Raw genomic sequence first — 13,045 nt, 5'->3', positions numbered from 1 at the left:
AATGACTGACCCGGCGGAACTCTATCAGGCGGTCGCCGACGAGACCAGTCGCGTCCTCGTGGCGAACGACGACGCGGTCGAACTACTCACTATCGCGCTCCTGACCGACGGTCACGTCATCCTCGAAGGCGTGCCGGGCGTCGCCAAGACGACTATCGCGCGCCTGTTCGCCTCCGCCATCGACTTGGAGTACAATCGGATTCAGATGATGCCGGACGTCCTCCCCGCCGACGTGACGGGGACTCACGTCTACCGGGAGTCCACCGGCGAGTTCCAACTCCAGCGCGGTCCTGTCTTCGCCAACGTCGTGATGGTGGACGAGATAAACCGCGCGACGCCGAAGACCCAGAGCGCCCTGCTGGAGGCCATGCAAGAGGGCCAAGTCACTATCGAAGGTGACACCCACCAGCTCCCGACGCCGTTCATCGTCGTCGCGACCCAGAACCCCATCGAGATGGAGGGCACCTTCGAACTCCCGAAAGCCCAGCGCGACCGGTTCCAGTTCAAACTCGACATCGACATCCCCGACCGGGACGACGAGCGGACCATCCTCGACCGGTTCGAGCGTGACCCCGACCTCACCGCTGAGGACGTGGAGTCTGTCGTCTCGGTCGAAGAACTCTACGAGGCAGCCGACGCAGTTCGTGACGTTCACGTCGCCGAGCCAGTGCGCGAGTACCTCCTCGACGTGGTGGCCGGGACCCGGTCGAACTCCCAGATTGCGTACGGCGCGTCGCCGCGGGCGACGCTGGCGCTCCTCCACGTGAGCAAGGCGCGGGCCGCCATCCGGGACCGCGACTACGTCATCCCCGACGACGTGAAGGCGCTCGCCCGACCGACGTTGGTCCACCGACTCGTACTGGAGGCCGACACCGAACTCGCGGACGTGTCGCCCGAGCACGTCGTGGACGACGTTCTCGACGGCGTGGAACCGCCGGGGAGCGAGACCGAGGTCGAACCCGCACGACCGCCGAGCACCGACACCACCGACTGACGCGCCCTCCTCGCCGACCGACGCGGTCCGCTCGTATTTGGCGTGCCGAGAACTCGCTACGTCTCGTCGGCCGAACGCCAGCGACACGTCACGAGATACTCGTACTCGTCGTCGTCCGACGCCCGAACCGTCTCGACCTCGACAGGGCGGGCGAGTCCGCGTGCGAGACCGACCGCGAGGACCGACGGAATCGGGTGGTCGAAGCGGTCCACGCCGCCGAACGCGCTCCCCGAGACCCCGAACGTGACTCGCCGCTCGTCCGTGTCGGCGCTCGCGCTCTCCGCGAGTTCGAACTGCTGGACCACGCCGTCCGCGAGTTGGTCGGCCAGCGTCTCGGGGTCGTCGGCCAGCGACGACGACAGCGCGCGCTCGAACGCATCGACCAGTGCCTCGCCGGTGGGGTCGAACGCGACGCCGCGACGGTTCCCCTCGGCGGTGACGAACGTTCGCGAGAGCGCGTCCCGGTCGGGCAGTTCGTAGTCAGCCCGTTGCGGGACGAAGACGCGCGACGAACGCGTCCGTCCTTCGGACGGGGGGACGTAAACGGTAACGTCGGCGAGACCCAACTCCGCGCGAATCGCGCTCCGTGTCTCCGCGAGCGCGTCGTAGACGCTCTCTCCGACGTCCGCCGGGAGGAAGCGCTCGGGCGTCAGAAAGTACGTCAGCACGCCCGCGAACAGTCCCGTGCCGCCGAGCGCGAACAGCACCTCCCTGCTCGGCGGGAGCGCGAGACCGCCGACGATGGCCGCCGCCCCCACGGCGAACAGACCGAGCGCGGTGCGGCGGTGTCGCGCCCGCTTCGAACGGGCGTACTCGCGCCGGAGTCGCTCGTTCTCCTCCTCCAACACCGCGACCCGCGCCCGAAGTCGTTCGGTCCCCGACTCGTCGGCGACTGCCTCGTCGTCCGGGTCAGCGTTCGGCGCGTCGGAAGGCGGTGATTCGGAACTCGACGACCCACCGTTCGGGGACTCGGAACCCGAAAACTCGGAGTCCCGAGAGTTCGTCCGACGGCTCACGCGTCGGCCTCCACGAGGTCGAGTACCACGAGTTCGTAGCGGTGGAGACCGTACGCCACGAGCGCCACCGCCGCGCCGACCGCCAGCGCCGCGGGCCAGAGTTCGCCGGTCGCGTCCCGGACGCCCGCACCGACGCCGACCAGTCCGGCGCTGGCGACGACGAACGCACCCACCGTCCGAAGCGGCGCGTCCCGGTTCACGGGGACTGCGAGCAGGCCGAACAGTCCGGCCTGCGCGACCGCGAGTTCGACGCCGGTCGGAGCGGGCGCGAACGCCGCGAACAGAATCTGTCCGAAGGCGAAGGCGTAGACGGGTCCCGCGAGCGCCCACGTTCCGACGACGAGTGCGCCCGCGGCGATACCCGCGCTCGTCGTCCCGATACCGGCGACCAGTGCGACCCCCGCGAGGAGCGCGGCGACGCCGGTCGCCGTCGTTCGCGATTCGATTGCGCCCGGCCGTTCCGTCGGTGGTAGGTTCGCTGTCATGGTCGTGAACTACGTCTCGGCCCTGCGTCGGCGGTCGTCGAGGATGGCGTCCACCCGGTCGCCCGGTCCGACCTCGAAGGCGGTCACGCGGTCGAGGCGTTCGAGTCTGCGACGGAACTCCTCGAACTCCAGATACCGGGCGTATCCCCGCTCGAAGTCGGCCAACCCGCCCGGTTCGAAGAGGACGCTCGGCGCGAGAAACACCAGTACGCGACTCTCGCCCTGTTGCAGGAGTTTGACGGTCTCGATAGTCTCGACGGGGTCGGCGTCGTCGGTGAACAGCACGTTCAGGTCCGCGGACTTGAACCGCGAGCGAGCGACCCGAACGGTCTCGGCCAGCGGGTGGTCGTCCAACTGCGAGACGTAGCGGTCGGCGGCCTCGAAGTACGGCCGGAGCGTCGTCGCGTACTCGCTCGCGTCGCCGTCGAGGTCGTCGGCCCGACGGCGGGCGGTCGCCGGGGTCACGCTCGGGCCCGAACCGCCGACCGCCGCGGTCGGGGTCGATTCGCGTAGCGCTCGTCGGACCTCCTCGTATCGCCGGTCCTCGACTTCCGGGCCGAGGAGTTCGGTCGGTCCCTCGTCGCCGACCGCGTAGAGTCCGACGGGGTCCCCGCGCTCTCGGGCGTTCCGCGCGACCGCCAGCGCGACCTGCCGGAGGTAGTCGAGTTTGGTCGCGCCGTCGGGTCCCTGCCCGAGCGACGCCCGGTGGTCGAACACCAGCGCGGTCGCATGTCTCGGTTGGCTCTCGTACTCCCGGACGTACGGTTCGCCCATCCGGGCAGTCGTCTTCCAGTCGATGTTCCGGGCGGGGTCGCCGGTGACATACTCGCGCAGTTCCGCGAATTCGAGTCCGCTCTCGCTGCGGCGACCGGAGCGGTCGCCGCCCGTCGCCATCACTCGCTCGCCGCCCTCGCCGACGTGGACGTCGCGCGGTCGGCGGGGTTCCACGGAAATCGTCGCCTCGGGACCGTGAGGGAACCGCTGGCTGAACAGGCCCGCGGGGTCCGCCGCGGTGACCCTCGGCGCGTCGAACGCGTGGTCCCCGGCGACCGGTGACTCGTAGGTGTCGGTCCGCCGTGCGGAGGTTTCGCCGGGCGGGAGCCTGAGGACCGGGCCGTCGGTACGCTCCGCGCTCCGGTCGCCGCCCGCGGCGCGGCGCATCGAGACGGGCGGGCGCGACTCCACGCGGAGCGAGAGCGCCGAGGGACCCGCGAGTCGCGCCCCGAGAGTGACCGGCACCCGCTGGTCCGTGAGCGTCGTCAGGCGGTCGGGGTCCTGCTCGATTTGGAGGTCCGACCGCACCGCGGTCGAGGCCCGGATGAAGTCGAACTGGCGGGAGAGCAACCACGCGCCGATACCCGCGGCTCCCGCGAGGAGCACGGGTCGGTCGAGGGTGACGGCCGAGAGCGCGAGCAACGCGCCGACGACGGCCACCCCCCAGTAGCGTCGCTCGGCTCGCACGACGGAACGTAACTTCGGCGTTAGCATTGAATATATCGGTCGTTCGTTCGGTAACGTCCGGATACGGCGGTCTAAGCGCCGTCTGTTTCACCGACTACTCGTCGGCGTCTTCTCGCTGGCTCGGGGTCGCGATACGGTGCTGTGTGTGAGGAAGCCAGTACAGTCCGACTAATTCGACGATAACGGCGGTCTCGAAGCGGGTCGCAGTGTTCGGAGCGTCCGATAGACGACGACCGGCCCCTCAGGGCCTCTCCCATCCAGCAGTTCTCTCCGGACGGTTCCGCCGGGAGCAAAACAGTCAGCTTCAATAAAACGGTCGTGGTTTTTATTCTATCTGCGGCCCGTTCGTCGGTCCGGAGCAGTCGAACACACGCCGCCATGAGAGACCTACTACAGAGACACGGCGCGAGAGGTGACCGTCTAGCAGTCGCGCTCGTCTCCGCGACGCTGGTCGTCGGTCTGCTCGGCGGTGGCGTCGGAGCCGAGTCGGCTTCGGGCGGCGGAATCGCCGAAACGGGTCCGACGGCGTCAGCGCCGGGTGACTCCGCACCACCGCCCGACGACGGCCAGTCGGGCAACAACTCCACGGTCCGGCAGGTGAACCCGTCGGACATCGAGGAGAACGAGGGTCTCGGGAGCGTGGAGGCGTGGCTGGCCGGTAAACTCGGGAAGCGCTTCGAGCGCAGTTCGAAGCAGTTGGAGAAGGGCGAGTACGAGGCCGCCAAGAAGGTCGTCGGTGAAGAGTACCAAGAGGAGTACGAGCAGTACGCCGATATCACCGACGAGATGGAAGGCAAGTCAGCGAACGTCGATGCGCTCGAACGCGCCCGGAAGCAGCAACAGGCGTTCCTGACGGCGGTGAGGAAGTACGAGCGCACGTACGACCGGTATCGAACCGCCCGCGAGAACGGGAGCGAGCGTCGCGCCCGGCGACTCGCGCGTGAACTCCGGAGCGTCTCGAACCGCGTCCAGCGCCGCGGTGACGCGCTGCTGGCGAGTTACCGGGCGGCCGCGAACGTGACCGACACCAACTTCTCGGAGAGTCGCCGCATCGTCGCCAACCGGACGGCCAACGTCACCGCCCGCCAGCGGGAGGTCGAACGGGAGTCGTTCGTGCGGACCGAACTGACCGTGGGCGCGAACGGCGACCGGACCGCGTCGTTCACCGACCCGCTGGTGGTCACCGGCCGACTCCGGGCGGCCAACGGAACGCCGGTGGCGAACCGGACGGCCACGTTCCGCGTCGGCGAGACCAACGTCACCGCGCGCACCGACGCCACCGGCGAGTTCCGCGTCGCGTACCGACCCACGTATCTCTCGCCGGACGCCTCCGCAGTCAGAGTTCGGTTCGTCCCGGACAATCGGTCGGTCTACCGGACCTCGAACGCGTCGATTCCGGTGGACGTCCGGCGGGTGGAACCGACCGTTCGCCTCACGCAGACGCCCGACAGCGTCGCCTCCAATCGGACTGTCACCGTGCGAGGGAACGTGACGGTGAACGGGACGCCGGTGCCGGGCGTCCCGGTCCGACTCACCGCGAGCGACGAGTACCTCGGCAACGCCAGGACGGGCGAGAACGGCGGATTCGTCGTCTCGGGGCGGTTCCCCACCGCAGTCACCGCCAACCGGAGTACGGTAGCGGTCTCGCTCCCGCTTCGGAACGCCGCGCTCGCTCCCGCGAACGCGACGACGACCGTCCCCGTCGAGCGCGTCGATACCGCGATTTCGCTGAACGCCTCCCGAAACGGGACGACGCTCCGCGCCGCGGGCAGACTCACCACCGCGGACGGCGAACCGCTCGCGGGCCGAGCGATTCACGTCGAGTTGGACGGGAACGAGGCGCTCGTGGTGGCCGAAACTGACGGCGCGGGTCGCTACGACGCGCGAATCGAGATTCCCGAGTCCGCGCGCGAGGACGGGAACGTCACCGCCGCCGCGTCGTTCGACGGTAATCGCGGGTTACTGCCGGCGCGAAGCGCCGAGACGCTCGCCGTTCCCACACCGGGCGGACCCGGTTCGGCGCTGGAGGCCGCGGTCCGGACGGTCACGACCGCGCCGTGGTGGGCGCTCCTGCTCGTCGGATGCGGAGTCGCGCTGTCGGGATACGCGCTCGCCGGGCGGTTCCGGCCGGACCGCGACGAATCGGACGGCGGGAGCGGACGGCCCGAGACCGACCGCGGGAGCGGTTCGACCGCCGAATCAGTCGGCGACCACCGGACGGTACTCCTCCCGCTCGCGCGACAGCAACTCGACCGCGGCGACGCCGACTCCGCGGTCAACACGGCGTACGCCGCGGTCCGTCGGAGATTCGCGAGCGAGTTCGAGGACGACCGCCCGGTCACCCACGCCGAACTCTACGCCCGCTGTCGGAACGCCGGTCTGCCGGACGACCAACTCGACGCGCTCCGCCGCGTGACGCAGGCCTACGAGCGGGCGCGTTTCTCCTCGCGGGGACTCTCGGCCGAGACGGCGGAGGCCGCGCTGAGCGCGGGGTCGTCGCTGGTCGAGCAGACCGAGGCGGACGCCGGGGCAACCAGAACGAACGCGGACGCCGGACCGACCGGGAGGGGCGCGGACTGACCATGGACCGCCGTACCCTCCGACTGCTGGTCCCGCGTCCGGTGCGACGCTTCCCCGCGGACCTCGCGGCGGTCCTCGCGCTCGACGCGGCGACCTGTCTCGTCGTCTTCCTGCCGGTCCTCGCGGACTCGTCGCTCCGCGTCGGTCTCGGACTGGCGTTCGCGCTCCTCGCGCCCGGATACGCGCTCACGGCGGCGCTGTTCCCGGAGCGCGGCCCCGCCGGAAGCGAAGACGCTGGACCGGCGAACCTCGGCTGCGAGGACGCCGACTCCACCGACCCGGAGTCCACCGAGAGCGCGAGGGGGAACGTGACGTTTCTCTCCGGCGTCCGACGACTCCGGGCCATCGGTGGTTGGGAACGCCTCGCGCTGTCGCTGGGCCTGAGTCTCGCCGTCGTCCCGCTGCTCGGGGTGGTACTCAACTTCACGCCGGTCGGCGTCCGACTCGTTCCCATCGTGTTCTCGGTCGGTGCGTTCACGGCCGCTACGGCGGTCGTCGCCGCCGTGCGCCGGTGGAGCCTCCCGCCACGGGACCGATTCCGCGTCCCGTACCGGGAGTGGTACGCCGCGGCCCGGTCCGGTCTCCTCGCCGGGGAGACGCGCACCGACCGACTGCTGAACGTCGCGCTCGCGGTGTCGATGATACTAGCGCTCGGAAGCGTCGGGTACGCGGTCACGTCCGCCGAACGCGGCCAGCAGTACACCGAGTTCTACCTGCTCTCGTCCACCGGCGACGGGCAACTGACCGCGGAGAACTACCCGACCGAGTTCGTCCGCGGGGAGAGCAAGCGACTGACCGTCGGCGTCACCAACCGCGAGGGCGAGCGCACCAACTACACCGTGGTCGTCGAACTCCAGCGCGTCGCGGACAACGGGAGCGGGAACGCCACGGTGGTCGAACGCCGGGACCTCCACCGATTCCGGACAGTCCTCGGGCCGAACGAGACGTGGCAGCACCGCCACACCGTGACGCCGACGATGACCGGGCCGAACCTCCGACTCCAGTACCTGCTGTATCGCGGCGAACCGCCCGCCGACCCACGCGTGGCGAACGCCTACGAGGAGACTCACCTCTGGGTGAACGTCACCGACTCGCGGAACGAGGCCGTCGGGCCGGTCGGCGACTGAGTACCGGCGCTCAGTTCAGTCGCTCGAACTTGGTGTGAGCTACCGGTCCGTTCAGTCGTTCGCGGACGCTCCCCTCCTCCAGCGCGGTTGCCACCGACGCGAACGCGTCGTCCGCCGCGTCCAGATACGCTTCGACCATCGGTTCGGTGTGCGCGTAACTCGTGTAGATGGCGTTCCCCGCGAGGTATCCGCGGTCGAGCATCTCCTGCGTGAACAGGGTCTTGGCCGCCTGCCCCTCGTCGTGTTTCACGACGAACTTCGTGAGCGGGGCCAATCCCTTGGTCGCTATCTCGACGCCGTGGTCCTCGGCGAGGTCCTCCCATCCGCTGGTGACCTGCTCGCCGATGCTCACGAGGTGGTCGTGGACGTTCTCCGAGCGGAACTTCCGGAGCGTGGCGAGGGCGGCGCTCGGCCCGACGCGTTCGGTCCAGTACGTGCTGCTCAGGAAACTCTCCTCGGCCTCGTCCATCACGCGCTCGCGGCCGACGACCGCCGCGATGGGATAGCCGTTCCCCATCGCCTTCCCGTAGACGGCGACGTCGGGGTCGAGGTCCAGCGCGGCGTGGTAGCCGCCGGGAGTGGCCCGGAAGCCCGACGTAATCTCGTCCACCACGAGCGGAGCGTCTTCCTCGTCTGCGATTTCCCTGACGCGCTCCAGAAAGCCGTCTCGGGGTTCCTCGTTCCGTATCGGTTCCATCACTATCGCGCCGAGGTCGTTCTCGCGTGCGATGCGTACCAGTTCCTCGATTTCGTTGTAGTGGAACGGTTTGCTCGTCCCTTCGAGGCTCTCGGGGACGCCGTTCGGGTCGAGACCCGGCAGCAGGTGGCCTTCGAGGTTCTCGTCGGTCTCCAGATTCGCCGCGAGGTACCAGTCGTGCCAGCCGTGATAGCCGCAGAACGCCACGGTCTCCTCGCCCGAGTACGCCCGCGCCAGTCGGACCGCCATCGCCATCGCCTCCCCGCCCGGTCGGCCGAACCGGACCATGTCGGCCCACGGGTGCATCTTCACGAGTTCCTCGGCGAGTTCTACCTCCTGCGGGCAGTTCAGCGTGGCCATCACCCCCTCGTCGATGGCCCGTCTGGCGCTGGCGTCCACGTCTTCGTCTCCGTACCCGAGGACGCACGCTCCGATACCCATGAAACTCATATCGACGTACTCGTTCCCGTCCAAGTCGGTGACGCGCGCCCCCTCGGCCTCGCTGTAGTAGGCGGGCCACTGGTCGGGAGCCATCATCTCCGCCCGCTTCGAGAGGAGTTGGGTCCCGCCGGGGATGAGTTCCTTCGCGCGTTCGTAGCGCTCGTGAGTCTTCTCGCGGCGAGCGCGACTCCCCGAGCTATCAGACCGGTCAGGCATACCGTCAGTATCGACAATGCTCCTAATAACTGTTCGTGCCGGAACCGGGTCAGCGGTCCTCGTTGACCTCACGCAGCGCCGGTTCGCGTTCGAGCAGTTCGAAGACCGACTGCTGGTCGAACAGCCAGTGACCGCGTTCTGTCAGGCGGTCGTACACCGCCCGAACGAACTCCAAGTCCGCCGGATAATCCACCGTCCATCGGAGAATCGTGTCCTCGTCGGTGAACTCGTACATCGACGTGTCCAGTACGTTCTCGACGTTCCGCGAACTGAACTCGTCGGACTCGCGCAGGTAGTAGGTGACGTGTTCGCGCTCCGCCGGGTCGTCGGCCTCGTTCCACGCGCGTTCGAGCGCTTCGTACCCGAACACCTCGACGTCGAGTCCGTCCGGGTGGGTGTACTCCAGCGTGTTGGTCACGTAGTCGGCGTCGCCGTTCTCGTACGTCCGGACGACCCGGTCGATTACGGGCGGCGACAGGAACGGACAGTCGGCCGTGATGCGGACGACGACGTCGGCGTCGTTCCGGGTCGCCGCCTCGTAGTAGCGGTCCAGCACGTCCTCCTCGCTCCCCCGGTGGTACGTGATACCGCGGTCCTCGCAGAACTCCGCGACGGCGTCGTCTTGCGACTCCGTGGACGTGGCGACGACCACGTCGTCCACGAGTGACGCGCTCCGCGCTCGCTCGTGGACGTGCCACAGCATCGGTTCGTCGCCGATGTCCGCCAGAACCTTCTCGGGGAGGCGAGTCGAACCCATCCGCGCTTGGACGATTGCGACGGTCCTCTCTCGCATGTCGGTACCACGACGTAGCGCCCCTTGAGTATTCGCAGCGTACGGTCCCCCATCAGCGTGACCGGAACCGACGCGCAGGATTCGCCTCCGACGTCACCTCACAGTCGGACGTGCCGACCGGTCGCCGCCGACTCCTTCGCCGCGAGCGCCAGTTCGAGGTCGGCACGGCCCTCGGTCAGCGGCGTCCGCGTCTCGCGGTGCTCCGCCGCGCACCGGAGGAAGTGTTCCATCTCGTCGCGGTACATCCGGTTCACCTCCCAGTCGTCGCCCCACGCCGCTTCCTCGACCCACGACTCCCGCCGGGAGTCGTAGCGTCGGACCGCCGACTCCTCCCACTCCCACCTGACGGTCCCGCGCTCGCCGATGACGTGACACGACCGACTGTACGCGCGCTGGACGAAGTCGAGGTGAATCTCGCAGAGCGTGCCGTCCTCGAACCGAGCGACGATGCTCGCGGTGTCCTCGGTCTCTATCTCCAGCGAACTCTCCCGGCCGAGCATCGCCGTGACCGCCTCCGCCTCGCCGAACAGCCATCGAGCGTAATTTAGCTCGTGGACGAAGTCCAGCACCGCTCCGCCGACCCCTTCCTTCGCGGAGTAGAGGTCCCGGTAGTCCTCCTCGGGGTGCCACTCCGGGAGGTACGACCCCGCCTCGATGCGGGCCGAGACGACGTTCCCGACGCGTCCGTCGGTCACAAGTTCGCGAATCGTCTCGATTGCCGGGTGGAACCGGAAGTTCGACCCGACCATCGTCACGAGGTCCCGGTCCCGGACGACGTCGAGGAGTTCGCCGACTCCCTCGGTGTCGTTCGACAGCGGTTTCTCGACGAACAGGTGCGACCCCGCCCGGGCGGCCGCCAGAGCGGGTTCCACGTGGTGGTTCGACGGCGTGGCGACGACGGTCACGTCCGGTCGGGTCTGCAGCGCGGCGTCCAGCGAACTCGGTGCGGACGCGTCCACCTCGGACGCGAGACGCGTCTGGCGCGCCTCGTCGAGGTCGAACACGGAGAGTTCAAGACCCAGTTCGGACAGATTCCGCGCGTGACGCGACCCGATGGACCCGCACCCCACTATCAGTGCCGAGGAACACTCGTCCCCGGCAGGCGGTCCGTTCATCGTTCGCCGTCGGCGATAGACGCCAGCGTGCCTCTCGTGCCGACACGACCCGATGTACTCCCGTTCATTGCCGACGCACCGATATGCCCGCCATCAAGTAATAGCTTGCGCGGGCGAGCAGAACCTCGATACCTGAGACGACGAGTCGGCAGTCGGACTTCGACGATTCGGGCGGGAATCTCGACACCCCTACGTTTTCTACCGGTTTTCTCCCACGAACTTCGACCGGGCAAACGCATAATAGGAAGAAGGTCATCTACAGTAGCGGAAATGGGGATAGAGAAGTTCACGTTCTCGCGGTGGGTGCGGGAGAGATTCGAGAAGTACGACTTGGGGAGTCTCAAGACCGCCGTCCACAAGCCGTGGGCCGTCCGTCGCGAACTCAACAGTCTCGGCGTGAATCTGAACAAACTCTACTACCGGTACGTGGACGACTCGGACGCGCTCGACGTGATGGCCGCCGACTGGGACACGCTCGTCATCTTGGACGCCACGCGATACGACGTGTTCACCCAGACGAACTGGCTCGACGGTGACTTACACCGCGTCAGGTCGGGCGCTTCCCACAGCATCGAGTTCGTCCACCGGAATTTCGAGGGGAGGGAACTCCACGACACGGTGTACGTGACGGCGAACCCGTACGTCAGGGAACTGTCCGAGGGGACGTTCCACAGCGTCAACTCCCTGTTGGAGGCCTACGACACGTTCAGAGCGATTCGCCCGGACAAGATGACCGAGGAGGCTATCGCCGCACACGAGGAGTTCCCGAACAAGCGCCTCGTCGTCCACTACATGCAGCCTCACGCCCCGTTCATCGGGGAGTACGGCCAGTACCTCCAGTCAGAATACCTCGGCGGAAAGGAGGTGGCCGGAGCGAGGTGGATGGAGGAGGTCGTTTGGGACCCCAACCACCCCCTCGACGTCGAGATGGTGAAGAAGGCCTACCGGGAGAATCTGGAGATAGCGCTGGACGAGGCGGAGCGACTCGCGTCGAACCTCGACGGGAAGACGGTGATAACCGCGGACCACGGCGAACTGTTCGGCGAGCGGACGCGTCCGATTCCCGCCAGACTCTACGGCCACGAACCGTTCGTCCACTACGGGAATCTGGTCTCAGTGCCGTGGTTCGAGTTACCAACCGACGAACGGCGGGAGATTCGGGCCGACCCGCCGGAGGAACGCGACCGGACGACCGAGGTGACCGACGACCAACTGGCCGCGCTCGGGTATCTGTGACCGTCTGGTCGATACCGTATCTCGGGCCGACCAGTCCGGTCGTCAGGCCGACTTCTGCCCGACGAACGTGTAGTGGAAGCTCTCCCCGCTGTCGTTGCGGAACCGATAGTTGTAGAATCCGACGTGGACGGGGTCGAACATGTCGAACGTGTCGCGCAGGTCGTCCTCGCTCTCCGTGAAGTTCACGTAGACCGGGTTGTCCGCCTCCGGGAGCGTCACTTTCCGGAGACCGTCCGAGGCGGGTTCCGAGTGGGAGTAGAGACCGTGTCTGTCGCCGCACATCGTCGCGTAGAGGACGCCGCCGTCGTTCAGATTCCGGTACAGGGACCGGAGTCGCGTGTTCAGGTCGCTGTCGCTGTAGTAGTAGAGCGACTGGAGCGCGATTATCACGTCGAACCCGCCGCCGAAGAACTCGTCCGAAGCGCTCGGTTCGGGGTCGACGGTCCGGAACCGGTCCGCGATGTCCGGATACCGCTCTTGGGCGGTGTCGAGTTCGGACTCGCTCACGTCTACGCCGTACACGTCGAACCCGTGTTCGTGGAAGAAGTTCGTAGACGCCGCCTGCCCGCAGCCGAAGTCGAGGAGTCGCTCGCCGTCGTCCCCCCAGTAGCCGAAGTCCGGACCGAGGACGAGACCGTAGAACCGGAACACGTCGTGGTCCACGTTCGGTCGAGTGTACTCCTTCTCCTCCCAATACTCCCGATTGGCGTCGGCGTATTCGGTCGCGTCGGACATTCAGTCCCTGTACGGTCCTCTCCACGTAGTCCTTTGGGGACGGTGGTCGCTCACGTCGTCTCGCGGCCCGATAGCGACCCCGAGCGTCCACGTCGCCGGTCGAGTCTTCGTTGGTCGAGTCCCGCCCGCAAAACCGAGGTGGAGTTTTA

Annotated in this window: 11 protein-coding genes; 4 read left to right on the top strand and 7 right to left on the bottom strand. The window is 67.8% G+C overall.

Annotated features, from left to right (window positions below):
• Position 1 precedes the first annotated feature (1 nt).
• Positions 2-994: a MoxR family ATPase gene (locus FXF75_RS15650; protein WP_163522792.1), complete on the top strand. Its 993-nt coding sequence runs from the start codon at positions 2-4 to the stop codon at positions 992-994.
• Positions 995-1,050: 56 nt separating this feature from the next.
• Here FXF75_RS15650 and FXF75_RS15645 read toward each other — a convergent pair whose 3' ends face one another.
• The 3 genes from FXF75_RS15645 to FXF75_RS23365 are packed head-to-tail and all read right to left on the bottom strand — an operon-like array spanning position 1,051 to position 3,956.
• Positions 1,051-2,010 carry a hypothetical protein gene (locus FXF75_RS15645; RefSeq protein WP_205427710.1) on the bottom strand — a complete coding sequence of 320 codons (960 nt, stop codon included), beginning with the start codon at positions 2,008-2,010 and terminating at the stop codon, positions 1,051-1,053.
• Positions 2,007-2,495 (bottom strand): hypothetical protein, encoded by a 489-nt coding sequence (locus tag FXF75_RS15640; protein ID WP_163522791.1) that lies wholly within the window; start codon positions 2,493-2,495, stop codon positions 2,007-2,009. The genes FXF75_RS15645 and FXF75_RS15640 overlap by 4 nt, the downstream gene beginning before the upstream one ends.
• Before the next feature lie 9 nt (positions 2,496-2,504).
• Complete coding sequence (locus FXF75_RS23365; protein ID WP_163522790.1) at positions 2,505-3,956, bottom strand: DUF58 domain-containing protein; 1,452 nt, start codon at positions 3,954-3,956, stop codon at positions 2,505-2,507.
• 378 nt (positions 3,957-4,334) lie between these two features.
• Here FXF75_RS23365 and FXF75_RS15630 point away from each other — a divergent pair, with 378 nt between their 5' ends.
• Positions 4,335-6,536, top strand: coding sequence for a hypothetical protein (locus tag FXF75_RS15630; RefSeq protein WP_163522789.1), 2,202 nt, complete (start codon positions 4,335-4,337; stop codon positions 6,534-6,536).
• A gap of 2 nt (positions 6,537-6,538) precedes the next feature.
• Positions 6,539-7,663, top strand: coding sequence for a DUF1616 domain-containing protein (locus tag FXF75_RS15625; RefSeq protein ID WP_163522788.1), 1,125 nt, complete (start codon positions 6,539-6,541; stop codon positions 7,661-7,663).
• Between the two features lie 10 nt (positions 7,664-7,673).
• On the opposite strand, the gene FXF75_RS15620 is transcribed toward FXF75_RS15625, so the two are convergent.
• The 3 genes from FXF75_RS15620 to FXF75_RS15610 form a co-directional block, all read right to left on the bottom strand.
• Complete coding sequence (locus FXF75_RS15620; protein ID WP_163522787.1) at positions 7,674-9,017, bottom strand: aminotransferase class III-fold pyridoxal phosphate-dependent enzyme; 1,344 nt, start codon at positions 9,015-9,017, stop codon at positions 7,674-7,676.
• Positions 9,018-9,066: 49 nt separating this feature from the next.
• Positions 9,067-9,810 (bottom strand): cytidylyltransferase domain-containing protein, encoded by a 744-nt coding sequence (locus tag FXF75_RS15615; RefSeq protein WP_163522786.1) that lies wholly within the window; start codon positions 9,808-9,810, stop codon positions 9,067-9,069.
• Positions 9,811-9,908: 98 nt separating this feature from the next.
• Complete coding sequence (locus tag FXF75_RS15610; RefSeq protein ID WP_163522785.1) at positions 9,909-10,925, bottom strand: Gfo/Idh/MocA family protein; 1,017 nt, start codon at positions 10,923-10,925, stop codon at positions 9,909-9,911.
• Positions 10,926-11,195: 270 nt separating this feature from the next.
• On the opposite strand from FXF75_RS15610, the gene FXF75_RS15605 reads away from it, so the two are divergent.
• Positions 11,196-12,161 (top strand): hypothetical protein, encoded by a 966-nt coding sequence (locus FXF75_RS15605; protein ID WP_163522784.1) that lies wholly within the window; start codon positions 11,196-11,198, stop codon positions 12,159-12,161.
• A gap of 42 nt (positions 12,162-12,203) precedes the next feature.
• Here the strand turns inward: FXF75_RS15605 and FXF75_RS15600 are convergent, their stop codons facing one another.
• Complete coding sequence (locus FXF75_RS15600; protein WP_163522783.1) at positions 12,204-12,896, bottom strand: bifunctional 2-polyprenyl-6-hydroxyphenol methylase/3-demethylubiquinol 3-O-methyltransferase UbiG; 693 nt, start codon at positions 12,894-12,896, stop codon at positions 12,204-12,206.
• Positions 12,897-13,045 lie beyond the last annotated feature (149 nt).

The sequence above is a fragment of the Halorussus sp. MSC15.2 genome, from assembly GCF_010747475.1.
In the GTDB taxonomy this organism is placed as follows: domain Archaea; phylum Halobacteriota; class Halobacteria; order Halobacteriales; family Haladaptataceae; genus Halorussus.
This window is presented reverse-complemented; position numbering and strand designations above follow the sequence as displayed.